General features: G+C 68.6%; 25 protein-coding genes. 16 read left to right on the forward strand and 9 right to left on the reverse strand.

Going from position 1 to position 25,822, the window contains the following annotated elements:
- The 8 genes from BO221_RS39055 (at position 1) to BO221_RS39090 (ending at position 9,131) form a co-directional block, all read left to right on the forward strand.
- Positions 1-819, forward strand: a complete 819-nt coding sequence (locus tag BO221_RS39055; RefSeq protein WP_073565989.1) for an ABC transporter ATP-binding protein — start codon at positions 1-3, stop codon at positions 817-819.
- Positions 816-2,066 (forward strand): MlaD family protein, encoded by a 1,251-nt coding sequence (locus BO221_RS39060; RefSeq protein ID WP_073565990.1) that lies wholly within the window; start codon positions 816-818, stop codon positions 2,064-2,066. Before BO221_RS39055 ends, BO221_RS39060 begins: the two co-directional genes overlap by 4 nt.
- A 98-nt stretch (positions 2,067-2,164) precedes the next feature.
- On the forward strand, positions 2,165-3,616 hold the full coding sequence (locus tag BO221_RS39065) for a ferritin-like domain-containing protein (RefSeq protein WP_073565991.1): 1,452 nt from the start codon (positions 2,165-2,167) through the stop codon (positions 3,614-3,616).
- A gap of 34 nt (positions 3,617-3,650) precedes the next feature.
- Positions 3,651-5,054: a hypothetical protein gene (locus BO221_RS39070; protein WP_073565992.1), complete on the forward strand. Its 1,404-nt coding sequence runs from the start codon at positions 3,651-3,653 to the stop codon at positions 5,052-5,054.
- Positions 5,051-5,923 (forward strand): hypothetical protein, encoded by an 873-nt coding sequence (locus BO221_RS39075; protein WP_073565993.1) that lies wholly within the window; start codon positions 5,051-5,053, stop codon positions 5,921-5,923. The genes BO221_RS39070 and BO221_RS39075 overlap by 4 nt, the downstream gene beginning before the upstream one ends.
- A complete protein-coding gene (locus tag BO221_RS39080) occupies positions 5,907-7,295 on the forward strand; it encodes a radical SAM protein (RefSeq protein ID WP_073565994.1) in 1,389 nt (462 codons plus the stop codon). Before BO221_RS39075 ends, BO221_RS39080 begins: the two co-directional genes overlap by 17 nt.
- A 5-nt stretch (positions 7,296-7,300) precedes the next feature.
- Positions 7,301-8,752, forward strand: coding sequence for an NAD(P)/FAD-dependent oxidoreductase (locus BO221_RS39085; RefSeq protein ID WP_073565995.1), 1,452 nt, complete (start codon positions 7,301-7,303; stop codon positions 8,750-8,752).
- Between the two features lie 46 nt (positions 8,753-8,798).
- Positions 8,799-9,131, forward strand: a complete 333-nt coding sequence (locus BO221_RS39090) for a MazG nucleotide pyrophosphohydrolase domain-containing protein (protein WP_073565996.1) — start codon at positions 8,799-8,801, stop codon at positions 9,129-9,131.
- 2 nt (positions 9,132-9,133) lie between these two features.
- Here BO221_RS39090 and BO221_RS39095 read toward each other — a convergent pair whose 3' ends face one another.
- Both BO221_RS39095 and BO221_RS39100 read right to left on the reverse strand, forming a co-directional pair.
- On the reverse strand, positions 9,134-10,384 hold the full coding sequence (locus BO221_RS39095; RefSeq protein WP_073565997.1) for a hypothetical protein: 1,251 nt from the start codon (positions 10,382-10,384) through the stop codon (positions 9,134-9,136).
- A gap of 22 nt (positions 10,385-10,406) precedes the next feature.
- Positions 10,407-11,339, reverse strand: a complete 933-nt coding sequence (locus BO221_RS39100; RefSeq protein ID WP_073565998.1) for an AraC family transcriptional regulator — start codon at positions 11,337-11,339, stop codon at positions 10,407-10,409.
- Between the two features lie 166 nt (positions 11,340-11,505).
- Here BO221_RS39100 and BO221_RS39105 point away from each other — a divergent pair, with 166 nt between their 5' ends.
- Both BO221_RS39105 and BO221_RS39110 read left to right on the forward strand, forming a co-directional pair.
- On the forward strand, positions 11,506-12,243 hold the full coding sequence (locus BO221_RS39105; RefSeq protein WP_073565999.1) for an SDR family oxidoreductase: 738 nt from the start codon (positions 11,506-11,508) through the stop codon (positions 12,241-12,243).
- Between the two features lie 198 nt (positions 12,244-12,441).
- Positions 12,442-13,161 (forward strand): collagen-like protein, encoded by a 720-nt coding sequence (locus BO221_RS39110; protein WP_073566000.1) that lies wholly within the window; start codon positions 12,442-12,444, stop codon positions 13,159-13,161.
- Positions 13,162-13,278: 117 nt separating this feature from the next.
- Here the strand turns inward: BO221_RS39110 and BO221_RS39115 are convergent, their stop codons facing one another.
- The 5 genes from BO221_RS39115 to BO221_RS39135 all read right to left on the reverse strand — a co-directional run bounded on the left by BO221_RS39115 (position 13,279) and on the right by BO221_RS39135 (position 18,654).
- The gene (locus BO221_RS39115; protein ID WP_073566001.1) at positions 13,279-13,533 is read right to left on the reverse strand and encodes a hypothetical protein; all 255 of its coding nucleotides are present in this window, start codon (positions 13,531-13,533) and stop codon (positions 13,279-13,281) included.
- Between the two features lie 81 nt (positions 13,534-13,614).
- Complete coding sequence (locus BO221_RS39120) at positions 13,615-13,941, reverse strand: hypothetical protein (RefSeq protein ID WP_073566002.1); 327 nt, start codon at positions 13,939-13,941, stop codon at positions 13,615-13,617.
- 168 nt (positions 13,942-14,109) lie between these two features.
- Positions 14,110-15,762, reverse strand: a complete 1,653-nt coding sequence (locus tag BO221_RS39125) for an ELWxxDGT repeat protein (protein WP_158079992.1) — start codon at positions 15,760-15,762, stop codon at positions 14,110-14,112.
- A gap of 101 nt (positions 15,763-15,863) precedes the next feature.
- Entirely contained in the window at positions 15,864-17,318 is a 1,455-nt protein-coding gene (locus tag BO221_RS39130) for an ELWxxDGT repeat protein (protein WP_073566004.1), read from the reverse strand.
- 214 nt (positions 17,319-17,532) lie between these two features.
- Positions 17,533-18,654, reverse strand: a complete 1,122-nt coding sequence (locus tag BO221_RS39135) for a kelch repeat-containing protein (protein WP_073566005.1) — start codon at positions 18,652-18,654, stop codon at positions 17,533-17,535.
- Between the two features lie 135 nt (positions 18,655-18,789).
- On the opposite strand from BO221_RS39135, the gene BO221_RS39140 reads away from it, so the two are divergent.
- Genes BO221_RS39140 through BO221_RS39155 form a run of 4 tightly spaced genes read left to right on the forward strand, consistent with a single transcriptional unit; the run spans position 18,790 to position 21,594 of the window.
- Complete coding sequence (locus BO221_RS39140) at positions 18,790-19,560, forward strand: SDR family NAD(P)-dependent oxidoreductase (protein ID WP_073566006.1); 771 nt, start codon at positions 18,790-18,792, stop codon at positions 19,558-19,560.
- A gap of 34 nt (positions 19,561-19,594) precedes the next feature.
- Entirely contained in the window at positions 19,595-20,125 is a 531-nt protein-coding gene (locus BO221_RS39145; protein ID WP_073566007.1) for a hypothetical protein, read from the forward strand.
- A 54-nt stretch (positions 20,126-20,179) separates the two neighbouring features.
- Positions 20,180-20,863, forward strand: coding sequence for a hypothetical protein (locus tag BO221_RS39150; protein WP_198956277.1), 684 nt, complete (start codon positions 20,180-20,182; stop codon positions 20,861-20,863).
- Positions 20,860-21,594 (forward strand): hypothetical protein, encoded by a 735-nt coding sequence (locus BO221_RS39155; protein WP_073566008.1) that lies wholly within the window; start codon positions 20,860-20,862, stop codon positions 21,592-21,594. The genes BO221_RS39150 and BO221_RS39155 overlap by 4 nt, the downstream gene beginning before the upstream one ends.
- Positions 21,595-21,621: 27 nt before the next feature.
- Here the strand turns inward: BO221_RS39155 and BO221_RS39160 are convergent, their stop codons facing one another.
- Positions 21,622-22,365, reverse strand: a complete 744-nt coding sequence (locus BO221_RS39160; protein ID WP_083682113.1) for a double-CXXCG motif protein — start codon at positions 22,363-22,365, stop codon at positions 21,622-21,624.
- A gap of 20 nt (positions 22,366-22,385) precedes the next feature.
- Positions 22,386-23,072 carry a TIGR02269 family lipoprotein gene (locus tag BO221_RS39165; protein WP_233166459.1) on the reverse strand — a complete coding sequence of 229 codons (687 nt, stop codon included), beginning with the start codon at positions 23,070-23,072 and terminating at the stop codon, positions 22,386-22,388.
- A gap of 236 nt (positions 23,073-23,308) precedes the next feature.
- On the opposite strand from BO221_RS39165, the gene gnd reads away from it, so the two are divergent.
- Both gnd and zwf read left to right on the forward strand, forming a co-directional pair.
- The gene (gene gnd / locus BO221_RS39170; protein ID WP_073566010.1) at positions 23,309-24,328 is read left to right on the forward strand and encodes a phosphogluconate dehydrogenase (NAD(+)-dependent, decarboxylating); all 1,020 of its coding nucleotides are present in this window, start codon (positions 23,309-23,311) and stop codon (positions 24,326-24,328) included.
- Positions 24,329-24,331: 3 nt separating this feature from the next.
- Positions 24,332-25,780, forward strand: a complete 1,449-nt coding sequence (gene zwf / locus BO221_RS39175; protein WP_083682115.1) for a glucose-6-phosphate dehydrogenase — start codon at positions 24,332-24,334, stop codon at positions 25,778-25,780.
- The last annotated feature ends 42 nt before the right edge of the window (positions 25,781-25,822 follow it).

Below are 25,822 nucleotides of genomic sequence, written 5' to 3' on the forward strand. Positions count from 1 at the left end.
ATGCTCTTCCGTCACCGCACGCCTCGTCTGAAATTCCAGCCGCCCACCCGGGGCGAGGAGCTCATCCGCTTCGAGCACCTGAAGAAGTCCTTCGGGCCCAAGCGCGTCTACGATGACCTTCAGCTCTCCGTGCGCGCGGGCGAGACGCTCACGGTGATTGGCGGCTCGGGCACGGGAAAGAGCGTGCTGCTCAAGTGCCTCATCGGGCTGCTGCGGCCGGATGAGGGACGCATCGTCTTCGAGGGGCAGGAGCTCACGGAGTTCCGAGAGGAGGACTTCATCGACGTGCGCCGGCACGTGGCGATGGTGTTCCAGGGCGCGGCGCTCTTCGACTCGCTGACGGTGGGGGAGAACATCGCCTACCCGTTGCGCGAGCACTTCCCACAGATGCCGCCGGAGGAGATTCGCGAGCGGGTGGCCCGGAAGCTGGAGCTGGTGGACCTGCCGGGCATCGAGGACATGAAGCCCGCGGACCTGTCTGGCGGCATGAAGAAGCGCGTGGGCCTGGCGAGGGCCATCGCCACGGATCCGGAGGTCATCCTCTGGGACGAGCCCACCACGGGGTTGGATCCCGTTACCACCGAGAACATCAACCAGATGATTCGTTCCATGCAGAAGCAGCTCGGGTGCACGTCCATCGTGGTGACCCACGACATGATGAGTGCCTTCACGGTGTCCGATCGCATCGCGATGCTGGCCAACCGGCGCATCGTGCAGGTGGGGACGCCGGAGGAGATGAAGGAGTCCACGGTGCCGGAGGTCCGGGCCTTCCTGGACGCGCGGCGGCAGGAGCTGTGGATCCAGGAGGAAGCGCGATGAGCATCTTCAGCACCACCTCGGAGGAGAAGCGCCGGGCGCTGCGGGTGGGCGCCTTCGTGGCCATGGCGCTGGCGCTGGCGGGCCTCGTCGTCTTCCTCATCGGAGAAGAGACCCGCCTGTTCCAGAAGGATGTGGAGTACCGCACCTACTTCGAGAACGTGGAGGGCCTGTCCGAGGACTCTCCGGTCTGGCTGGGCGGCCTGGAGGTGGGCCGGGTGGCCGGGTTGAACTTCCCCTCGAGGCCCGGGGAGAAGCGGCTGGAGGTGGTGCTGCGGATGAGCGCGCAGCACGCGTCGCGGGTGCGGGGAGACTCGGTGGCGCGGCTGTCGAGCATGGGCGTGCTGGGCGACAAGGCCGTGGACATCACCATCGGCTCGCCAGACCAGAAACCGCTGGATCCGGGGGCGGAGATTCCGAGCGCGGGCGGCGCGGACATGTCCTCGCTGTTGCGCAGCGCGGCGCAGGTGATGGATGACACGTTGGCCGTGAGCCGCACGCTGCGCAAGTCGGTGGAAGAGCTCGCCAGTCCGCAGGTGACCGAGGACCTCGCCGCCAGCATGAAGAGCCTGCGCAAGCTGCTCGAGGAGGTGGAGACGGGAGACGGCGCCCTGCACGCGCTCATCTATGACAAACAGACGGGCGACGAGGTGAAGCGGTTGATGGCGAATGCCTCGCGCACGGCGCTGCGGATGGAGAAGGCACTGGGGCACGTGGAGGGCCTGCTCAACGAGGTGGAGAACGGCGACGGCACGGCGCACGCGCTCATCTACGGAAAGGACGGCGCCAAGGCGCTGGGCGAGCTGGGCGCGGCGGCGGGGCAGCTCGCGTTGCTGATGGAGGACGCGAGGAAGAATCCGGACGGCGCGGTGCACCAGTTGGTCTACGGGAACGCGGGCAACATGCTGTCGGACCTGGGGAGCGCGGCGGCGGACATCAAGCAGATTACGTCCATGGTGGCGAAGGGTGAGGGCTCGCTGGGCGGCATCCTGAAGGATCCGACGGTGTACGAGGATCTGCGGGAAGTGGTGGGCAACGTGCGGCGCAACAAGGTGCTGCGCACGCTCGTGCGCTTCGCCATCAGCAACAACGACAACGTGCAGTACGTGGGCCGGCCCATCGAGCAGCCAAAGGACGACGAGTCTCGGACGGGAATCGGCGGCGCGGGCGAGTCCTCGCCGGACGCACCGAAGACACCGCTCACCCTGCCGTTGCCGCCGCCCGTGCCTTCGGGCTCGAATCCTCACTGAACGACAGGTCTTCTCCGAAAACGTAATCGTGGATTGACTTTCACGAGACACGGATGGTCTCGTGAAAGCGCTGCATCCACGACGTTGCGGGAGGGGACATGCGTTCACGGATGAGCAGGCGCCTGGGTTCGGTCCTTCGGTTCGGGCAGGCTCCGGAGGTTCGCACCCTGGCGGCCAAGGCCGTGAAGGGGACGAAGCTCCTGGTGCGCACCGAGCCCGAGCTTCCCCCCGGATATTCCTGGCACGACTACGCGGTGCTGTTGCTCCACATCGCCGCCGAGGTCGAGCACGCCCTGATGGTGCAATACCTGTACGCCGCCTACTCGTTGGGCGGGCCGCAGGTGCCTCCGAAACACCGCGACCGGGTGCGCCACTGGCAGGAGGTGGTGCTGGGCATCGCCAAGGAGGAGATGGGCCACCTCATCACCGTGCAGAACGTGCTGCGACTGATTGGCGGGCCGCTCAACCTCGACCGCGAGGACTACCCGTGGGGCAGTGAGTTCTACCCCTTCGAGTTCACCCTCGAGCCGCTGACGAAGGACTCCCTCGCCCGCTACATCTTCGCGGAGGCTCCGGCCGGCTGGGACGATGAGGAGGCGCGGGAGATCAAGAAGCGCGCGGGTGCCTCCGGTCAGACCCTGCACCGCGTGGGGGTGCTGTATGACCGGATGCAGAAGATTCTCGCCAACCCCGAGTATGTGAAGGACGCGGACTTCCAGGCCGCCACCACGACGTTCCAGGCCTCGTGGGACGAGTGGGGGCGCGGCTACATGCGCGGCGCCCGGGGACAGAGCACCACCACCCGCCGCCAGAAGACTCCCGATGTCATCGTCCGGCCGGTGAGCACCCGCGACGAGGCCGTCGAGGCGCTGGCCGCCGTGGGCAAGCAGGGCGAGGCCCGCTTCTTCGACCCGGACGTGGACGAGGAATCGCACTTCCGCCGCTTCCTGGACATCTATCGGGACTACCCGGAGGGCGAGTGGGTGCCCACGCGGCCGGTGCCCATCAACCCGAAGACGGAGCTGGACCTGGACGCCAACCGGGTGGTGAGCCCCCTCAAGGCCACGTCCCGCGCGGCCGCCGCGGCGGCTCCAGGCGTCACCATCACCCACCCCGAGACCGCCCGGTGGGCGTACCTGTTCAACCTGCGCTACCGGATGCTGCTGGTGAACCTCTCGCACGCCTACGAGCTCGCCGGCGCGCTCGGCCAGGGGGATGCGCTCACCGCGCGAGGACTGCTCATCAACCGCACCTTCGGCGAGATGTACAACGTGCGCTCCCTCTCCAACATCCTGGTGGAGCTGCCGCTGGACACGTCGGGGTCGGGCAAGGTGGCCGGGCCTCCCTTCGAGATGCCCTACTCGCTGGACCTGCCCGCCACGGAGGCGGACCGCTGGAGGCTCCACCGCGACCTGCTGGAGTCCTCCCAGCACCTCACGGCGGAGCTGCGCAGGGAAAACCCCCAGCGGCACACCGACTATCTCCGAGCCCTGGAAGACCTGGACGCGGAGGCCCTCGCGAGCGTCCGCAAGATGATCCCGAAGTCCTGAGCCGCACCCGCTCCGCCTCACCGGAGGAACTGGCGTGACCATCAAGGAATTGCGAATCCTTCCCCCCCTGGCCATCGCGCGTCTTGGCGCGGCCTCGGAGCCGCTCGACAACTACGAGCTCGCGGTGGACCCCGAGGATCCGCTCGGGTTCCGGCGCCTCGAGCCCGCTCCCACCTTCCGCGTGGATCCGGTCTCGGGTGCCATCTCCGAGGCGTTCCTGCCCACGGAGATCCGCTTCAAGTCGCCCGAGGACCTCATCCGGCCCGTGGCTCCGTTCCTCGAGGTGTGGGCCGTCACCTCGAAGGACAGCCTGGTCCCCCTCACCCTGGAGCTGCTCGCCGAGAACGGGCTGGGCCCCTCGGACGTGAAGTGGGAGGTGCGCGTCGGCAACATCAAGATCTTCCGGCGCACTGGCGAGCGCAACGACAAGATCATCGCGAGCACCGGGCGTTTCTCCGACCACGCCATCCATGAGCTGGAAGGCCAGTGCCGCAACTTCCGGACGGGCAAGGTGCTGCCGCTGGGCTCGGTGCGCTACATCCGGCCCACCGAGGAGTTTCCGGAGATCCGCCTGCGCTTCATCCCCGCCCACGGCAAGGTGTACGGCTCCAGCCCTGACCTGAAGGGCGCGGACGGCAAGCCCACCCCGGACAAGAACATCGCGGACGTCCTGTACGACCCGAAGAAGGGCAAGTGGCAGGGCTACGCCGAGAGCGCGGGCCCGACGCTGACCATGCCCGCGCAGATCTACGCCGGCTTCTCGCGCACCAACCAGGCGGGCGAACAGGAGCAGGTGAGCTACGGGTACATCGACGACGAGTGCGATGGCCTGGTGCACGTGCAACTCAAGCTCAAGGGCGCGGCCGAGCCGCTGAAGGCCTTCGCCCGTATTGGCGCGGGGCCGCCCGCCTTCGCGCCGGACAGCTTCCCGGTACGCACGGTGGAGGATGACCTGGAGCAGGCGCTCCACGGCCCCGAGGCCCAGCCGCGTGACGCCTCGCTCGAGGCGGCCGAGGACATCGTCCGGCGGGCCTTCGAGACCATCCGGTTGATGAACACCGCGGTGATGAACGGCAACACGGTGAATGGCCAGGTGGACGTGGCCAGCACCATGGTGCGCCAGGACACGGCGGACACCGGCCGCCTCTTCGAGCCCATCATGGCGCCCTCGCTGGTGGACAACCTCACCATCAAGTCCCTGCACCAGAACGTCTTCACGGCGCTGCGCAGCGGGGCGGCTCCGTGGTTCTCGGACGTGCTGCGGCGCCATGACGAGGTGGGAGACCTGAGCAACAAGGGACGCCGCAAGATGCCCGCGCTGATGCGAGGGGCGGACGGACGCGCCTTGGCGCTCACCCGCCGGCAGGTGGACATCATCCGCAAGGCCGCGCGCAGGGCCCAGTTCCAGCAGTCCAAGCCGGGAGGGGACGAGGAATGAAGAAGCTCGATCCGAAGAACCTGTCCGCGCAGCTCCGCTACCGGGCCGCCGGCAATCCTCCCGGCACGCTGCCCTCGTCCGCCATCTCCAACTGCTTCCCCGGGCTGGAGTTCGACTTCCGCAACGTGTGGCGCCGCATCTTCGTGGGCATCACCATGCACGAGGCGGACAACTACGTGCTCGACGCGGAGCCGCGTTTCAAGGACCTGGTGGGCCACCGGCTGTTGCGCGTGGACGGGAAGCCGCTCGTCGTGCCTGTCATGGGCCCCCAACGCCCCGGCTCGGATCCCATCCAGCTCACCACCTCGACCAACCCCGAGGGCGTCACCTTCATGGAGTGGTCCAACGCCCTGGCGGAGCTGCTGCACACCAAGGCGGGCAAGAAGGTCCGGTGCGAGTTCACCCTGAAGGAGTCCAAGTATCCGGCCGCCATCCCCAAGGACCAGAAGCAGCTACGCGTGGAGGAACTGGAGCTGCGGCCCTTCTTCGCGAAGGGTGAGCAGGGCCCGCTGGCCGTCATCGCCGAGGAGCTGGCCGAGCCGGGCGAGCTGACCCAGGGCCTGTGCTCGCCGTGGCAGAACGACTACCGCGAGTGCGCCTGCTACTACTGGGCCGCGAGCCGCCCGGACTACGTGAACGTGGAGCAGGGCCCGCAGGGCACCAGCGTGGGCATCAACTGGCTCCAGAAGGACCGGAGCCCCGAGGCTCCCCAGCAGTACGTGCTGGACAACCGCGAGGACACCCGGCTCGTCTCGTATGACGACCTGTTCCGCCACTGGCAGGAGTCCCTGCACTTCCAGGTGGAGGGGCACGACCAGGACGTGGTGACCCTGCCGGAGGGAGGCCCCCCGGATGCGCGCTCCAAGTGAGGTGCTGGCCGCTCCACTGGCCACCCCCGAGGCGCGGCGGCTCTTCTCGCTGTCCGTGCCTCACGCGCCCTCAGTGCACCTCTTCCAGACGGAGCAGGGCCAGCACCTGCTGGTGGTGAACGGCAGCCGGCTCTTCGACGTGGACGCCGAGGTATTCGAATCCCTCGACCGTGCGCGGCTGGCGCGGGACGAGGTATCGCTGCGGCGGCAGTTGGAGGAATTGGGAGTCTCCGAGGCGCCCTTCATCGACGACCAGCCGGTGGAGTCTCCACCGGTGCGGGCGCTCTCGCTGGCCGTGGCGCAGAAGTGCAACCTGGGCTGCACGTACTGCTACGCGCAGCAGGGAGACTTCGGTGGCCCGGCGCGCAACATGCCGTTGCAAACGGCGCTGGACTCGGTGGAACTGCTGCTGCGCGACGTGAGCCAGGGCGAGCGCGTCAACCTGTCGTTCCTCGGAGGGGAGCCGCTCTTCAACCGGAGCGTCATCCGGGCCGCGACGCAGCGGGCCCAGGAACTGGCCCGGGCCCGGGGTGTTTCTCTGACCCTGTCACTCACCACCAATGGCACGCTGCTGAACGCCGAGGACGCCGGCTTCCTGGAGGAGCACGGCTTCGCGGTGACGGTGAGCCTGGACGGGCTCCAGGAGACGCATGACCGGCTGCGCGCCTTCAAGGGCGGCCAGGGCAGCTTCGCGCGGGTGATGGAGAACGTGGCGCCGTTGCTGTCCATGCAGCGGCGGATGCAGGTCTCCGCGCGCGTTACCGTCACGCCGCGCAACCTGGCACTGCGCGAGACGCTCGATGCCTTCGTGGACATGGGGTTCCACAGCGTCGGCTTCTCGCCGATGCTGAGCTCGCCCACGGGCCGTGACGAGATGGGGCACGCCGAGCTGGAGTTGATGCTCGAGCAGATGGTGGCTTGCGGACGGGAGTTCGAGCGGCGGCTCATCGCCGGTCAGCGCTACCCGTTCTCCAACATGGTCAATGCCATGCGGGAGATTCACAAGGGCACTCACCGCCCCTATCCCTGCGGCGCCGGCGCGGGCTACTTCGGCGTCTCCGCCAGTGGCGAGCTGGCCGCGTGCCACCGCTTCGTGGGGGACGAGGAGGGCGCCATGGGCGACGTGGCCACGGGCGTGGACCGGACGCGGCAGTCGCGCTGGCTCACGGATCGCCACGTGCACCGCCAGGAGCCGTGCCGCTCGTGCTGGGCGCGGTACATGTGCAGCGGAGGATGCCACCACGAGGTCATCCAACGGGGCCGCCCGGCCTGCGACTACATCCGCGGCTGGCTGCACTACTGCCTGGAGGCCTACAGCCGGCTGTCCCAGGCTCGGCCGGACTACTTCGGCCTGACTCCCGCCGCCGGGTGAGTGGCGTGGAAGCCCGGCTCGAGACGGAGGTGTGCGTCATCGGCGGAGGTCCGGCGGGGGCCGCGCTCGCCCTTCGGCTGGCGAGGCTCGGCCATGCCGTCTGCGTGGTGGAGCGCCACGCCTTTCCCCGGCCCCACGTGGGCGAGTCGCTGACGCCTGGGGTGTGGCCGCTGCTCGATGCGCTCGGGGTGGTGGACGAGGTGCGGCGGGGAGGCTTCCTGCCCGCGCTGGAGTCGCTCGTGTGCTGGGAGGAGCCCACCGGGAGGCGCGTCCGGGGGCGGGCGGGGGAGCCCGGACTGCTGGTGGACCGGGGACGTTTCGATGCGCTGTTGCTGGGCGCGGCGGCCTCGGCGGGCGTGAGGGTGCTCCAGCCGGCGGTGGCGCAGCGGCCCGAGCGGACCGCGGATGGCTGGGAGCTGCCGGTGCTTCACGAGGGACGGCGGCTCGTCGTGTCGGCGCGGTTCCTCGCGGACGCGAGCGGACGGACGGCATGCCTGGGGGGCCGGAAGCAGATGGTCTCCGCGCGGACCCTGGCGTTGTATGGCTATTGGAGGGGGGAGACGCCTCAAGGCCCGGAGACCCGTGTGGAGGCGGGGCCGGATGGCTGGTATTGGGGCGCGCACCTGCCGGATGGCACCTTCAACGCCATGGCCTTCGTGGACCCGGAGCTGCTGCGCGAGCGGGGCATCGGGCGGCGGACGCTGGAGTCCTTCTACCGGGAGCTGCTGGGCCGCTCGAGCCTGTTGGAGGCCTGGACGGCACCGCGCCTGGTGGGGAGCGTGCTCGCCTGCGACGCGACCTGCTACCGCGACACCGTGCCCATCGAGCGCGATTGCATCAAGGTGGGCGAGGCCAGCTTCTCCATTGATCCATTGTCCTCCTCGGGGGTGCAGAAGGCGTTGCAGACGGCCCTGAGCGGCGCCGTGGCGGTGCACACGCTGCTCGCCCGGCCCGGGCACGCGGAGGCCGCGCTGCGCTTCTACACGGAGGACCAGCGTTCCTCCGCCGGGCAGCACGCGGCCTGGGCGGCGGGGTACTACCGGGACGCGAGGCGCTACCAGGAGAGGCCCTTCTGGAAGCGGCGGGCCCTCGCGCCAGCCGCCGTGGCTTCGCCCGAGGTGAGGCCGCCCCTGTCGGAGGACGGACTGAGCCACCGCCGCTGGCGCCTGGCGAGCGACGCGGCCGTGGTGGACACGCCCTGCATCGTCGGAGACGTCATCGAGCTTCGCCGGGCAGTGAGCCATCCCCGGCTCGGAAGGCCCGTGGCCTACCTGGAGGGGGTCGAACTGGCGCCGCTGGTGGAATGGCTCGGCCAGGTGCCCGGTGAGGGGCTGACGATGCCGCAGCTCGCGGACTCATGGGCGAGGCGGATGCCGTTCCGGCGGAGTGTGGCCATCATGGGCTGGCTCTACCGTCAGGGACTCCTCACCGAGGTCACCGCGGGCGGTCCCCGCTGAGCACCGTGGTTGACAGCCGGGAGGCTCGCCAGCGAGGAAGGAGGGCATGATCACCCTCCCCGAAAACGCGTCGATGAAGGACTACCAGCGGTACATCCACGAACTCGAGACGATGCATGGATGGCTGAAGGTGGACCTGGTGCACAACTGCTTCCTCATGGGCGAGGAGATGGGCGAGCTGTTCAAGGCGGTGCGCCGCTACAACAAGCTCTTCGACGAGGGGCAGGGCACGCCCACCGAGCAGGCCAAGGCCAACCTCGCCGAGGAACTGGTGGATGTCTTCAACTACCTGGTGGCCATCGCCAACCGGGTGGACGTGGACCTGGAGCAGGCGTTCCGCGAGAAGAACGCCAAGAACCAGCAGCGCACCTGGAGTTGAGGTTACTCCCGGCGGAGCACCAGCACCTGACGGGCTCGCCCCGGGACCGAGCAGTACAGCCGGAACACGTCCGGAGCCTCCAGGGGCTCCGCGAGGGATTGGCACCAGTGCAGCAGCTCGCGCAGGGATGTGTCGTCCTGGATCCGCAAGCGCTCATCGGTCGCGACGCGGTGGCGGATTCGGGCCAGCGCCGCGGCCGAGACTCCGGCCAGGGTGCCCGTGCGGGTGATGAAGTACAGGCGGCGAAGGTACGGGCCCTGGCCGGGCTCTCGCCGGAAGTGCCTGAAGGAGGCTCGCGCGAAGACGAAGCGCTCGCCGTCCTGCTCGTGCATGGCCTCCCGGTCGAAGTGCCCGGAGCGGAAGGAGCGGGTCCGGTACTCCTTCGGGTCGTAGTGCGCGGTATCCCCCGTGAACCAGGCCAGGTTCTCCTGGCGGCGGCGGAAGCCGTGGGCCACGTCATTGAGGTTGCGTTTCACCTCGACCAGGGCGAGCACCTCCACCGGCTGCCCGGGGCGGAGCGGCTGACGGATGAGCAACTGGTCGAGCTCGGTCCGCGCCGCGCCGAGCCCCACGCCCGTGAGCACCCGGAGGCGCGCCGTGGCCCCCCTCCGTGCTCTCCCGAGCAACTCGGGCACGATGTGTTGCCACGTCAGTGCGAGGGTCTGTTGCTCGAAGTCTCCACCCGTGTGTCCGGACCGGCGCCCCTGGTTCAGCAACAGCTCGGCCAGCTCGGCTTCCGCGCGCTCCAGCCCGAGGCGTGAGCGGAGTTGCCTCGACTCCTCACGCAGGCGGAGCAACTCCTGCCGCGGAGGGCTCTCCTGGGTCAGTTGCCCCTGCTCGTGTTGAAGTGTCTGCTGTCTGTCCTGGAAGCCCGCGAGCTTCCGCCGCAGGCCCGGTTGTGCTTCCGGCTCGGCCCGAGCGAGCGCGGCCCCCAGTCCGGCGATGGCTTTTCCAGCCTTGGTGAGCTCCTCTGCTATCTGGAGCAGGCGTGAGAACTGGGGAGAGGCCTCGTCCGCGGCGGTGGCGCGACGGCAGGCCCGCTCCAGGGCACGGAGCTCGGGATGGGCCCGCCGCAGGTCGCGGATTCGAGTGCGTTGAACGAAAGCAGGGTCCGACTCCCAGTAGGGCAGTTGGTGGGTGAGCCAGCGCCGGAATCCCTCCAGCTCGAGGCCACGGAGGTCCACGGCCTGCCGCAGCAGGCGGCGCAGCTCGCGCGTTCCTCGGGCAACGGGGAGTGCGGAGGAGGAGTCCATGAGGGATCCGCGGAGCCGTCACTCAGGACGCGAGCTGTACTTCCTGGAGCTGCCGCAGCCGCCGCTGGTCCCGCGCGGGCGGTGCCCCGAACAGGCGGCTGTACTCACGGCTGAACTGGGAGGGGCTCTCGTAACCCACGCGGAAACCCGCCGTGGCCGCGTCGACGTCCTCGCTGAGCATGAGCCGGCGAGCCTCCTGGAGCCGCAACTGCTTCTGATACTGCAACGGGCTCATGGCCGTGACGGCCTTGAAGTGGTGGTGCAGCGAGGACGTGCTCATGTGCACCTCGCGCGCGATGTCCTCGATGCGCAGCGGCTCCGCGAAGTGCTCCTTGAGCCAGCCGATGACCCGGGCGATGCGCTGTGCCTGGCTGTTGGCCGTGACGATCTGATTCAGCCGCCAGCCGTGCTCGCCCTTGAGCAGACGATAGAGAATCTCTCGCATGGCGAGCGGCGCCAGCGCGGGAATGTCCTCGGGTGTGTCCAGCAAGCGCATCAGCCGGAGCACCGCATCCAACAGCAGCGGGCAGGTGTCTCCGAGGTACATGCCTCGGGCGGAGGTCCGCTGGGCCGGGGCGGGCAGACGTGCCTGGAGGAGCATGTCGGCGAGTTCCCCCGGATCCAGGTCGAGCCGGAAGCAGAGATAGGGCATCTGGGACGTGGCCTGAAGCACCTGGCCGGTGATGGGAAGGTCCACGGAGACGACGAGGTGGCGCGAGGCGTCGTACTCGTACACGTCCTCGCCCAACATCACCTGCTTGCTGCCCTGGGCGATGATGCACAGGGCGGGTTGATGGAGGACGTGGACCGGCTCGCCGGGCCGCGAGGAGCGGATGAGGCCCATGCGCTCGATGGCCGTCGGGTGCACGCCGTCGCGAGGAGCGAATCGTTCGATGGCCTGGGCCAGCTCGGCCATGCGCGGGTTGCGTGAACGAGGGTTCTGCGGGGTCGCCATGCCCTCAACCTACTCCTGCTCCGGCGGCTTTTCCTGGCCGTTTGCAGGATCAGGCAAGAACCCGCCGGGAATGGGCTACCGGCCTTTTTACGCACCTTCTATTGATTGCTCACTCCCGGCACCCACTCGCCGGGGAGTTTTTGGGACAACCAACTAGGAGCGCATCATGTCTGGAATCAAGGGAAAGGTCATCGTCATCACCGGAGCGAGCAGCGGCATTGGCGAGGCGGCCGCTCGCCTGCTGGCTCGGAGCGGCGCGCACGTGGTCCTGGGCGCCCGGCGCACCGACAAGCTCGAGAAGCTCGTGGGCGCCATCAACTCGGAAGGCGGCTCGGCCCGTTACCGGCCGCTGGATGTGACGCGCCGGGAGGACGTGGAGGCGTTCGTCGAGTTCGCGCGGGCCACGTTCGGCCGAGTGGATGTGATCATCAACAACGCGGGAGTCATGCCGCTGTCCGGCCTGGAGGAGCTGAAGGTCGATGAATGGAACCGGATGATCGACGTGAACATCCGGGGCGTGCTGCATGGCATCGCGGCGGGTCTGCCCGTGATGAAGAAGCAGGGGCGTGGGCAGTTCATCAACGTCTCGTCCATTGGGGGACACAGGGTCTCGCCCACGGCGGCCGTGTACTGCGCGACCAAGTTCGCCGTGAACGCCATCTCCGAGGGGCTTCGCCTGGAAGCGGGGAGCGACATCCGGGTGACGGTGATTTCTCCGGGAGTCACCGAGTCGGAGCTCGCGGACAGCATCACGGATCCAGCGGCGCGTGATCGGATGAAGGAGTTCCGCCGGATCGCGATTCCCGCCGACGCTGTCGCCCGGGCCATCCTGTATGCCATCGAGCAGCCGGACGACGTCGACGTCAGCGAAGTCATCGTGCGGCCGACCGCCAACAAGAACTGACTGCGTCGCTCGGGCAAATGGGAATCTCATTTTCCTACAAATGTGCCTGATGCGGGCTGCCCTCGCTATTTTGAGCAGCAGCCCGCCTGGGATGACAATCTTTTGCTGTGGAGTGGATGCCCTTGTAGGGTGGATGCCAGTGGTGCGCGTCTCCATGCGCATCGCAAATTCACACATCACAAGAGAAGATCACTGTTCATGATGAAGTTCTTCAGGGATGGGACCTTGGCGGTCGGACTGCGCATGTCGTCCATGACCGCCCGGATGGGCATTCTGACGGGCCTGATGGCGGGACTCACGATCTCGGCACAGGCGCAGGCGCAGGAGACGCTCAACCGGCTGACCATCACGAACGTGGAGGTGGATTACGCCCAGGGGCAGATGTTCATCTATGGCCGTAACTTCAATACGCCCACGGGTGCCCCGCCCATCGTCCACCTCATGGAGATCGGGGTGACCGTCAATATCTACGGTCCCTCCACCGTGGTCGTCACCTTGCCTCCGATGCTCATGCGGTCCGGTTCCTACCGGCTGACGATGTCGACCGGTTCCAACGTGGAGCAGAACGATGCCTTTGCGGTGACCATGGGCGCGGTGGGCCCGAAGGGAGAAAAGGGCGATACGGGGGAGCAGGGGCCGCCGGGCATTCAAGGCGAGCCGGGTACCCCCAGGGAGATGTCCTGCCGTGTCGTGAGCGGACCTGCGGTGAATAGCTATTCCCTGCCTGGGTCCTATGCGGGCTGTGTGCCTGGGGAATTCCTGACGGGTGGCTCGTGCCACTCGAATATGCCTGGCGTCGGAACGGCTTCCGACGTGATGTCGGTGAGTGGAGAGCTTGTCTACGCCTGTGTCTTGCGCGGCGCGGCTTCGACTACTACGAAGGCCACCGCTAACGCCATCTGCTGCAAGCTCTACTGAGCTTCATGACCCTCCGCTGACGTCCCTGATGTAAGCGTGAGGGTCAAACCACCTGGGGCATGATGGGGGATGAGTTTCATCCCCGGAATGCCTGCCCGGAGGAGTTCGCACCAGCGGTCAGGCGGCCAGGCGCTGGCCGCCTGCCGTCACACGCACGGGAACGGACTGCAGGCGGTCCGCGGTCGGACTGAACGCCATGGCGCGGGCCGTCCGGTACAGGAGGTGGGCGGTGACCGCGATCGAGCCCACGAACGCGATGAACGCGAAGATCGCCTGGCCGTAGCGGATGTCAAGCAGCAGCGCGGCGATGGTGATCGCGTAGCCCAGCGCGTACATCACGAAGCTCTTGAAGGTATTGGGTGGGGTCATCATGAGAAGTGCTCCATGCTGTGTGGGGTTTCACTGCGCACACTCACAGATGGGTCCACTTCCCGGTTGTGACGGGAATCTTCCCTACCAGTGGGCTAAAAATGAAACGAGCAGGGCGGCCAGCGCCATGATGCCAATGACGGTGAGGGCCGCGGGCGTGCCCCGGAAGATGGCGCCGAGATTGTCCGGCTCCTCGCGGTGGTCCCCGTGGGGCGTCCGCTCGACGATGGTCCGGTCGATGAGCAGCACCGTGAGGCTCGCCGCGAGCCAGACGCCCACGGCCAGCCAGGGTACCGAGCGCATCAGGTAGCCCAGCACGACCGCCACGGCCGCGATGACATACGCGATGCCGTACGCCACGAGTGTCCGGGTTCTGAAGTAGTTGCTGGGGCGGCTGACTCCACGGACCATGGCGCACTCCTCTCCCGCCGCAAACGTGGGGAGTCACCAGCAGGCGGGCAATCCCAGTCGTGACGGAGGCGCGGATGCCAGGTCACGCCTGGCTGCCTCCTGGGCGAGCGGCTCTCCCTCCATGCGCCGCTCGCCCGGATTCGACCAGGGTCCTTTCCTCCGGAGGGCTCAGCGTCCGCCCGTCTTCGGGAAGCACGCCACCGGCAGGGCCCACACCTCCCGCCCGTGCACGCCGTCATCCGCCGTGAAGAACACCCACTCGCCGACACGCGAGAAATTGACGGGATCCGAGCTCGCCGGCCCCGGGAAGAGGTCCGCCATCATCGTTCCCGCCTCCGTCCCGTCGGTCCACCAGAGCTCGACTCCATGCTCGTCCTCGAAGGCCGAGAGGATGAGGCCTCCTCCCACCGGGAATGGGTCGTTGGGATCTCCCGCGAAGGCGCTCGCCGGGCCCGGCCGGATGTCCTTCACCAGGTGCGTGCCCCTCCGGGTGCCGTCCGTCACCCAGAGCTCGTGCCCGAATTCGGGACTGACGGCGTAGAAGTAGACCTTCCCGCGTGCCGAGAAGCCGCTCGGCGACGAGGTGCCCGGGCCCGGGAAGACATCCGCCAGCAGCAGCGTGTTGTCCTCGCTCCCCTCACTGCGCCAGGGCTCGCGGCCGTGCACGCCGTCATCCGCCGAGAAGAAGAGCTGCCCATCCAGCGGTTTCAGGCCGCCGGGCTGGGAGCTCTCGGGGCCAGGGCGGATGTCCTCGACGAGCCGGGTGCCACCCGGAGTGCCGTCGCTCCTCCACAGCTCCTCACCGTGCACGCCGTCATTCGCCGAGAAGTAGAGCCTCCGCTCCACCACGGTGAACTGGGTGCTGTTCACCAGGGCGTCCGAGCCCTCGGGGCCGGGGCGGATGTCCTCGACGAGCCGCGTACCGCCCGGGGTGCCGTTGCTCCTCCAAAGCTCCTGGCCGTGCTCGCCATCGTTCGCGGCGAAGAGGACCACGCCGGGCTTCACCTGGACCAGGGAGCTCGGCTCGGAGCTCATGGGGCCGGGGAAGATGTCCTCGACGAGCCGGGTGCCGCTCCGGGTGCCGTCGCTCGTCCACAACTCGCGGCCGTGCTCGCCATCGTCCGCGGTGAAGAGGATGCGCTCGTCGTCCACCCGCACCATGCCGAAAGGCTCCGAGCCCAGGGGGCCGGGGCGGATGTCCTCGACGAGCCGCGTACCCCGCGCGGTGCCGTCGCTCTTCCACAGCTCGCGGCCGTGCTCACCATCATCGGCGGTGAAGTAGAGCGTCTCGCCCAGCAGGAGGAAGTTCAGCGGCAGGGAGCCGCCGCCACCTGGCTGGATGTCCTCGACCAGCACCGTGCCCTCGGGGGTGCCATCGGTCTTCCAGAGCTCGGCGCCGAGCACTCCGTCATTGGCGGTGAAGTAGAGCGTCCCGTCCTCGATGGCGAAGGCGACGACCAGCGGGAGCCCGATGAAGCCACCCCGGAGGAAGACCGCGTCCCAGCGAGACCCTCCGCACTCCGCGTCCTCGCGCTCCACCAGCTTCCACAGGGAGTTGGTGCCCGTTTCATCCTCGACGTTGACCAGCGGCGTTCCGTCCAGGTCGAAGATGGCACGCACGCTCGTGCCCGCCGCGCCCGGCGTGATCTCCGCCGCCAGAACGGGAGGCTGGCAGGCACAACCGGGACGCTCATGGGCTGCCTCCAGTACCCCCTGCTCCGGGGCGGACACAGCCTCCTCCGCCGGCTCCTCCACGGGTCCACAGGCGGCGAATAGCACACAGGCTCCGGCCAGCCGGAGCCAGGAATGACGTCGATTCATGTTTTCCCCCCTCCGCCGCATGAGGTGATTCATGCGGCGCGGCGAATCTGGCGAGGGGGCATGTGTTGTCCCATTGGCCACGGGACGTGCGCGAGGGTTCGCTATCGCACGGGGCCGCAGCGGTCCTCGGGACGGAATGGCAGGGCCCACAGCTCGCGGCCGTGCACCCCGTCATCCGCGCTGAAGAAGACATCCCAGCCGGAGCGGATGAAGCCGCTCGGACTGGAGCCCGTGGGCCCCGGGAACAGCTCCGTGAGCGCACGTGTGCCGCCGGGCGTGCCGTCGCTCACCCACGCCTCGCTGCCCGTCCCCGACGTCTCCGCGCTGAAGAAGAGCGTGTCGTAGATGGGCGTCAGCTCCGTGGGAGACGAGCCCGGTGCGCCCGGCTCGAGATCCTTGAAGAGATGCGTGCCGCCCGTTGTCCCATCGCTCACCCACAGCTCGCGCCCGCTCACTCCGTCGTCCGCGGCGAAGAAGAGCCTGCGGTTCAGCACCTTCAGCGAGCCCGGCCGGGAATCTCCCGGGCCCGGGTGGATGTCCTTGAGCAGCCGGGTGCCTCTCATCGTGCCATCGCTCACCCACAGCTCCTCGCCCTCGGGTTCTCCCTCCAGTCCGCTCCTCCCCCTTCCGGCACTGAAGTAGAGCTTCCCGTTCAAGGCCGTCAGGTCATGCGGATAGACCCCATGGAAGAAGCGCAGCTCCCGCGTGCTCTCCATCGTCCCCCGCGTCACCCACAGGCTCGCCTCGCCCTCGTCGTTGTCCACGAGGAAGAACACCCGCCCGCTGCCCACCGGCGTCATGCTGAAGACGACGTTGTCCTCGACGGCCTCGAAGACCGGGGTGGCGCCCGCCACGCCCACGCTGCGCCACAGCCTCACGTCGAAGCCCACGTTGGCGACGAAATAGAAGGCATCCGGCGTGCGCGTCATGCGGCGCGGGCTGGACCTGCCGGCGCCCGGGTTCAGGTCCTCCAGCATGAAGGTGCCCGCGGCCGTGCCGTCGCTCACCCACAGCTCTCGCCCGTTCACCCCGTCATCCGCGGCGAAGTAGACCCGCCCGTTGAACTCCACCAGCCCGCTCGGGCCGATCTCCATCGGCGAGGCATGGATGTCCTTCACCAGCCAGGTGCCCGCGGCCGTGCCATCGCTCACCCACAGCTCGCGGCCGTGCACGCCGTCGTCCGCGGTGAAGAAGACCTTGCTTCCCACCACGGTGAGCTCGTTGGGCTCGGCGCTGTCGAGCCCCGGGCGGATGTCCTTCACCAGGAAGGTGCCCGCTCCCCCCGTGCCGCTGCTCACCCACAACTCGCGGCCGTACACGCCGTCATCCGCGGTGAAGAAGAGCCCGTCCTCTCCTCGCACCAGGTCCCCTGGCTCCGAGCCCGGCGCGCCGGACCGGATGTCCCTCAGCAGGCGGGCCGTGTCCGTGCAGGGCTCCCAGGTGACGCTCGACTCCCGCGTGGACAGTCCCTCGTCCGCCCGGGTCTCGTCCTCGAGCGGAACGGCACAGCCCGTGGCGAGTGCCAGCAGGGCCGGAAAGGCTCTCCAGTATCTCATCGTGTGCAGCTCCTGAGTGCGGCTGGCGCCGCGTGGGGCCGCAATCTGCTCACGAGAGTCGGGTTGCCCACCCGTGCACGGGGGTGACGGGCGGTCGTGCATCGACAGTCATGCAGTTTCACGCGCCACTCCTCGCGGTGGCGCGCACAACCGGACGCGAGCCGCCGGGCGGGCGAGTGGGCGCCCTCCCGGTGGCCTGCCTCACTTCGTCCGCTCAGCGCGTGAAGCGTTCCACGGAGCGGGGGCCGCTGCTGTTGCCGCCCACGAACAGCACCTCGCCCGTGTGGAGCAGGGTGGCCGTGGGGGACGTGCGGCCCTGCCTCATGTTCGGGGTGGGCGTCCACGCGTTCGTCGCGGGGTCGTACACCGCCGCCTGGCCGATGGCGTCCGTCACCAGCACTTCACCCGAGTAGAGAATCGTCGCGGAGAAGAGCGGCGTCATGTCGTAGGGGAAGGGCGGGCCGAGGGACCACTGGTTGTTGAACGGGTCGTAGAGCTCCACCGTGTTGCCGCCGTCGATGCCGCCGACGATCAGCACCTTGCCCGAGTAGAGCCGGATGGCGCCGTGGCCGTGGCGGGCCCGGGCGAGGTTGCCGGCGGGCGAGAAGCTGTTCGTGGCCGGGTCATAGAGGCTGACCTCGGAGGAGGCGTTGCTGGTGCTCGACCACAGGTAGCCACCGCTCACCAGCACCTTGCCCGAGTAGAGCACCGTCAGGGTGGCGCGGCTGCGCGGGGTGAAGGCGCCCGAGACGCCGCTCCACGTGTTCGTGGCCGGGTCATACACCTCCGCCTGCGGCCCCGTCCAAAGGGCGGGGGTGTTGCCACCCACCACCAGCACCTGGCCCGAGTCGAGCAACGTGGCGGTGTGGTTTCCGCGGGGCGTGTTCATGGGGCTCGCGGAGCTCCAGGTGTCCGTGGCCGGGTCGTACAGCTCCGCGTTCGTGGTCCAGTCGCCCCAGGTTCCGGCATGGCCACCCGTCACCAGCACCTGGCCCGAGGTGGGGAACTCCGTCGCGGTGTGGAGGGAGTGGGCGTTGAGCGGAGACGCCGTGCGCCGCCACGCGTTCGTGTACGGGTTGTACACTTCAGCTCCGCTGCCATCGACGACGAGCACGTCACCCGGGCCGTTGAGCAGGGTGGCGGTGTGGCTTCCGGAGTGCGCGAGCAGGGATGAGGCATTGCTCGTCCAGGTGCCCACCGGCGTGGTCAGCGCGGCCTCGTGGGCCTTCAGCGTGGCTCCGGGCGCCTGTGGGGGCGGCGCTCCGGTTTCGGGTTGGCATCCACCGGCCATGGATGCGAGGCCCGCCAGCAACAACGACAAACGGGTCGTCTTCATTGTACCCCTCCCTATGGGTAGCGTGCGGTCTGGGGGTTGACCGCGATGTCAGTGTAGCGGGAGGCGCGGGTAGCTGCTCCCGGTCTAGTGGATTGCCCTGATTTCAAGGCTGGCGCCGGGATAGAAGGTGTTGCCATGGATCTGGAATTGAAGGGCAGGGCGGCAGTCGTCACGGGCAGCAGCAGGGGGATTGGCCGGGCCATCGTCACGGCGTTGGCCCGAGAGGGGGCGCGTGTGTGTTTGAGCGCGCGCGGCGCGGAGGGACTGGAGCAGGCGGCGGCGGAGCTGAGGGCGTCCGGGGCCGAGGTGGTCACCGTGGTGGGTGACGTGGCTACACCGGAGGGCGCGGCGGCGGCGGTGGCGGCGGCGGTGAAGGCCTTCGGGGCGCTGGACATCCTCGTCAACAACGTGGGCGGCAGTGGGGGCGCGGGAGCCTTCGACGTGGCCACCGCCGCGCAGTGGAAGGACGTGGTGGACCGCAACCTCATGGCGTCCGTGTGGTGCAGCCAGCACGCGGTGGAGGTGATGAAGGCCCGGGGCGGCGGCTGCATCGTGCACATCAACTCCATCTACGGCCGCGAGTACGGCACCAGCGCGCCCTACACGGCGGCCAAGGCGGGCCTGATGGCGCTCACCAAGGAAATGGCGTTGGATCTGGCGCGCCACCGCATCCGCGTGAACGGGGTGGCGCCGGGCTCCATCCTCTTTCCCGGGGGAAGCTGGGACCGGCGGCGGCAGGCGCAGCCGGAGAAGGTGGAGAAGATGGTGCGCGAGGAATTGCCCTGGGGCCGCTTCGGCACGCCCGAGGAAGTGGCGGACGTGGCCGTCTTCCTGTGCTCCGAGCGGGCGCGGTGGGTGACGGGGGCCACGGTGCCGGTGGATGGTGGACAGGGCCGTGCCTTCTGATTCGGGCGGGGCGCCGCTCGTGTAGAGTGCGCGCGTGCTGAGGCTCTACAAGAAGGAAGGCGACACGCTCCGCTACTGGGAGGCCTGGGTGAACGGGGACACGCTCACCGTTCACCAGGGGGTCGTGGGTGAGATGGGGGAGCAGCGTGACACCCCCGTTCCGGCGGAAGAGGACCCGGACATGGTCATCGCGCAGGCCGCCGAGCCGCTCGTGGACCAGGGGTATGACGAGCCGGATCCAGAGGCCATGACGCCGCTCGTCATTCAGTATGCACTGAAGGGAAAGGGCTCGGGGCAGGACTTCCAGAAGCGCCACTCGGTGGAGGAGGTGCTCACGGATGCGCTGGGCTGGACGGGCAACGGCGAGGTGGAGGGTGGTGAGACGCAGCCCGGGCGCATGAATGTCTTCTGCCGGGTGATGGATCCGGACATCGCCGTGCGCACCTTCCTCGAGGTGCTCGACGACGAGGAGTTGCTGGAGGGCGCGATCATCGCCCTGGTGCCCGAGGATGGGGTGCCCCGCGTGCTCTGGCCCGAGGCGAACACGGGCCCCTTCCGCGTCTGAATCGGACGGGGGGTGGATGGATCGCCGGGGCTCGGACGGGGCAGACTGCCGTCCGTGACCTCGCGTCTCCCCTTCGTCCTGTTCCTGCTCACCCCGGCCGTGGCGTTGGCCGGGATGCCGAGCTTCCTGCTGACGGAAATCGCCTCGCAGCGTTTTCAGGCCATCTCCTTCTTCCTGGCGCTCTTCCTGCTGGTGACGTTCGCGGTGCGGGCCCTGTGGAACCGGCTGGGGCGCGACGTGCCCCGGCTGCCGAAGCTCGGTTTCGGTTCGGCGCTGGCGCTGGTGTTCCTGTGGGGATTGGGCTTCCAGCTCGTGCTGTCGATGATCGCCGGCGGGCGCGAGCTGATGACACCAGGGGCCTGGGAGAAGAAGGGGGTCACCTACCAGCTCAAGGAGTCGGAGCTGCCCTCGGAGAAGGAGCTGGTGCTCCAGGCGCGGCGGCAGCGGTTGGAGGAGTTGCGCGTGGCGCTGTGGGCCTACGCGGCCGGGCACGGGAGCGAGTTTCCTCCGAGTGACTTCGTCCCGGAGATTCCCGAGGAGCGCTGGAACGTGTTGGGCGGCTCGGGTCTGCACTTCGTCTACGTGAGCGGGCTCGAGGCGGACGCGCCCGCGACGCCGCTGGCCTACGAGCCGGGCTTGTTCGGTCCCGAGCGGTGGGTGCTCTTCACGGATGGAGACATCCGCCGGATGCCCATCGCGTCCATCCACGAGGCGCTCGCGGCGGGAGGCACCCCGTGAAGGCGACGAAGGTCACTGGATGGGTGCTCGGCGTGCTGTTCCTGCTGGTGTTGTTCACCTGCTCGGGCCAGGTGTGGTTGATGCAGGTGCCCTGGACGCTCGCGGTGGGCTGGGTGGGCTTCCTGCAGCGAGTGGTGCCGGAGGTGACGTGGCGGTGGGGCGCCATCGCCGAGACGGTGGCGGTGGTCGCGGTGCTGGGCGTGGGCTCGCACCTGTTCCTGCGCCGGCTGTGGCGGCAGTTGCGCCCCGATGACGAGCGAGCGTGGCCCGTGCGCTGGAGCGTGTCGCTGGTGGCGCTCCTCGTGCTGCTCTTCAGCGCGACGATGGCCACGGTGGGCATTGGCCACCACGTGGGCTGGCTGGCGTCGGGCCGGGCGCCGCTGACGGTGAGCTCGTGGCGCTTCAATCCCAGGCACATGGAGTGGGACAACGAGGGGCTGTGCCGGCAGGCACTGGACCTGTCCCGGTCCGGCGTGCCCGATGCGCGGATCGCGCAGGCGCTGCTGAGAGGGGATGCGGGGACGCGCACGAAGGCCGAGCGGCTGCACGTGGTGCCCTGGCGGGGGGCTGGCGGCGAGGCGGGCTTCCTCGTCTTCCCGCGCGACCCGATCTCGCGCGAGAACTCGGGCGGCGTCCACTGTGGGGGCGGCGTGGAGCAGGAGTCCTTCCAGGCGGCGGAGTTGCCGAAGCTGCTCGCGGGGCCTCGGGTGGCCGCGGATACGGCGCCTTGAGGCGTTGGCCGGCTTCGGCGAGTGGCTTCACTTCACCGTGGCGGCGCGTTTCCTGGAGCGGGAGATGGGCACGGGCTTGAAGACAGCCCCATCTAATTTGAGACGCTTGCAGGCCTTGGCGAAGCGCTCGGTACAGATGCGGACGGAGAGGTCTTCCAAGCGGAATACATCCAGGTGACCGGGAAGCGTGGTGGCGTCCAGAAGGAGGTCTTCGGGCAGGGTAATGTCAATATGGCCGCAGCGCGGGCAGGGTGTTCCGAGATCGGGAGGCATGCAGTCCGCGTGCGCACGGCCCACGGGGAGCAGTTCCAGTTCGAGCAACTCGGGTGAGTTGCGCTGGCGAAAGCGGAGCTGGGTTGGGCAGCCCTTGAGTCCTTGAAGTTCCTCGGCTTGGAGCTTCTCGAGTGCTTCCCGCTGTACCAGTAGCAGCCAGGGATGGAGAGGTGCGAGCTGTCCGAAGTGTCCCTGAGCTCTGCCCACGAGCGGTCCCAAGGACGCACCCGGTTTCAGCAGGGCTCCCGGGGGGAGGAAGGGCCGTACGAGCTCACACTGTCGTTCGTATTCCTCGATGGGTTCGGCTCTGGCTTCCTCGAAGTGGGCAGCCAAGGCCACCGAGGCCAGATCCACCGAGGGGTACGTTCTGGAATCGTCACCCCAGATGGACTTGCAGGCTGGGCATGTGTCTATCCCAGGAAGCTTCCACTTGTGCGAGCCGTTGACGAATCCCGTGTAGCGCGAAGGATCGTCCGGCTGGACCATGAAGTAGCGCATGCGTGAGTGACTCGTCGAACTCATTCGCAATAGTAGGGGACGAGGGGGCGCTCATGAACGCCGAATCGTGACATGAGCTCGAACGCGAATTCCCAGATGCGGTCCCTGGTGGCGTTGATGTTTTTGCTTTGGAACTGCCGCCACGCCTCATTCCACTGACCTCCTTGGGCTCCGCCACTGTGTAGCCACCGATGAAAGCTCTTGGGAAGACGAAGGGTGAATGAGTGGATGTTGATCTTCTTTCCCTTGAACCATACAGCCAGCTCCTGCGGGAAGATGTGATGCTTTTCTATGGGCTCCCGTGAGGGGATGCATGGAGGGCGGAGTGCCAGGGCCGCGTACCGGCCGCGGATGTTCCAGTTGTGCCAGGGAATCTCGAAGACAGGTTCCGTGCCCAGGGGGGCGACCAGGGGCCGCCCCCACCAGCGGCTGGGGTTGGGGGCCGGAAGCGGAAGGCGAGCACCGTTCGCCCACGCCAGGAGTACCGGAGGCTCATCCGCTTCCACCACGTCCTGGCACCGCCACAGGGCACAGCGCTCCTCGTCGCACAGCGGCACCATGCAGCTCGGGTCCGCTCGGGCCTCTTCCCAGGAGGCCACCGCGTCCAACGGCTCTTCTTCCCCGCGCACGGCGGAGGCTGAGGTGGCACAGGCGCTCAACACCACGCAGAGCAGTGCGATCCAGGTCTTGAGGTGCGGGAAGCTCATACGCCCACTGTACTAGCGGGCGAGCCAGGGCCGCTCGGCCGTCCCGTCCCTCGGGGACTCGTGGGCTCCATCGGGCGCCCCCGGGTGACACCGCTGCCGTGTCACCCGCCCGGTGCACAGGTTGACGAGGGCACCCCAGCGCAGCACGTGCGCGGGGTGGAGGGCCGGACGGGCAACCGGGCCTCACCGGCCCATGAGGGCGGACCGGCCACGCTCCCCGAGGAGGAATGAGGGGAATGGAGCTGGGAATGATCGGGCTCGGCCGGATGGGCGCCGCCATGGTGCGGCGGCTGCTCGCGGCGGGGCACCGCTGTGCTGTCACCGACGTGCGCCGGGAGACCGTCGAGCAGCTCCAGGCCGAGGGGGCCGTGGGTGCCTTCTCGCTCGAGGAGCTGGTCCGCGCGCTCCAGGCTCCCCGCGCGGTCTGGTTGATGCTGCCCGCGGGCGTGGTGGACGGCACGCTCGAGCGGCTGATGCCGTTACTCGAGGCCGGCGACACCGTCATCGACGGAGGCAACTCGTACCACCACGATGACCTGCGACGCGCGGCGCGGCTGCGCGAGCGGGGCCTCCACTACGTGGACGTGGGCGTGAGCGGCGGGGTGTGGGGACGGGAGCGGGGCTACTGTCTGATGATTGGCGGCGAGCCGGAGCCGGTGCGGCGGCTCGAGCCCGTGTTCACCGCGCTGGCCCCAGGAGTCCAGTCCGCGCCGCGTACGCCCGGGCGCGAGGGTCCGCCGTCCCCGGCCGAGCAGGGCTGGCTGCACTGTGGCCCCAACGGAGCGGGCCACTTCGTGAAGATGGTGCACAACGGCATCGAGTACGGCCTCATGGCCGCCTACGCCGAGGGGCTCAACATCCTGCGCCACGCCGGCGTGGGCATGCACCGGCACGACACCGACGCGGAGACGACGCCCCTGCGCAACCCCGAGGACTACCAGTACGCCTTCGACCTGCCCGAGGTGGCCGAGCTGTGGCGGCGTGGCAGCGTCATCGGCTCCTGGCTGTTGGACCTCACCGCCCAATCCCTGCGCGGCGATCCCGAGCTGGGCGGGTTCTCTGGCCGTGTCTCCGACTCCGGCGAGGGACGGTGGACGCAGGCGGCGGCCATCGACGAGGGCGTGCCCACGCCGGTGCTCGGCAGTGCGCTCAATCAGCGCTTCAGCAGCCGTGGAGAGGGGGACTTCGCCGACAAGCTGTTGTCCGCCATGCGCTTCGCGTTCGGCGGGCACCTGGAGAAGAAGGGAGGAAGGTGAGCCATGGCCGCCACACCCGTCTCGGACGCACTCGTCTTCTTCGGGGCCACGGGGGACCTCGCGTACAAGCAGATATTCCCCGCGCTGCAATCCCTGGTGCTCCGCGAGCAATTGACGTGTCCCATCATCGGTGTGGCCAAGGCGGGCTGGGGGCTGGAGCAGTTGCGCGAGCGGGCCCGCGCCAGCCTCCGGGAGCACGGCATGTTCGACGAGGGGCACTTCCAACGCTTGAGCCAGTTGCTGCGCTACGTGGACGGGGACTATCGCGACCCGAAGACGTTCACCCGGGTGCGTGAGGCACTCGGGGGCGCATCGCGTCCGCTGCACTACCTGGCCATTCCACCGAGCCTCTTCGCCACGGTGGTGGAGGGGCTGGCCCAGGCGAGCTGCCTGAAGCAGGCGCGGGTGGTGGTGGAGAAACCCTTCGGGAGGGACCTGGCCTCCGCGCGCTCCCTCAACGAGACGCTGCACCGCTTCCTGCCCGAGTCCGCCGTCTTCCGCATCGACCACTTCCTGGGGAAGGAGCCGGTGCAGAACCTGCTCTTCTTCCGCTTCGCCAATGTCTTCCTCGAGCCCATCTGGAACCGGCAGCACGTGCGCAGCGTGCAGGTGACGCTGGCCGAGCGCTTCGGTGTGCAGGGACGGGGCGCCTTCTATGAGGAGGTGGGCGCCATCCGCGACGTGTTGCAGAACCACCTGTTGCAGGTGGTCGGGCTGTTGACCATGGATGCGCCCTTCTGCTCGGACCCCGAGAACCTGCGCGACGAGAAGGCCCGTGTCTTCAAGGCCATGCGCTCGTTGGATCCGTCCAGCGTGGTGCGGGGCCAGTTCCGCGGCTACCGGAGCGAGCGGGGCGTGTCTCCCTCCTCGCGGGTGGAGACGTTCGCCGCGGTGCGGCTGTTCATCGACTCCTGGCGGTGGGCGGATGTGCCCTTCTACATCCGCGCGGGCAAGTGCCTGCCCGCCACCGCCACCGAGGTCTTCGTGGAGCTCAACTACCCGCCGCGCCCCATCTTCGAGGGGCCCACCCTGTCTTCCCCCAACTCGGTGCGCTTCCGGCTCGGTCCCGACGTGCTCATCTCCCTCGGTGCTCGCGCCAAGCGGCCTGGAGGGGCCATGCGCGGCGAGGACGTGGACCTGGTGGCCATCCAGAACCGGGGCGGGACGATGACGCCCTATGAGCGGTTGCTCGGCGATGCCATGCGCGGAGACGTCTCGCTCTTCGCGCGCCAGGAGTCGGTGGAGGAGGCCTGGCGGGTGGTGGACCCCATCGTGGGAGGTGCCACTCCGCTCCACGAGTACGAGCCCGGCACCTGGGGCCCGCGCGAGGCCGACGCGCTCATCGCTTCCCATGGCCGCTGGCGCCCCGTGCCGGGCGCGGCGGAGCGCTCCGAGAAAGCCCTCTCCGAGGAGGCCCACCACGAGGAACCAGCCCCGGCGGCCATTCATTAGCACCGGCGCCAGGAGGGGAAGGGAGCACGAGAGGCTTGCCTG

Origin of the sequence: Archangium sp. Cb G35, assembly GCF_001896145.1 — a bacterium.
Taxonomy (GTDB): domain Bacteria; phylum Myxococcota; class Myxococcia; order Myxococcales; family Myxococcaceae; genus Archangium; species Archangium violaceum.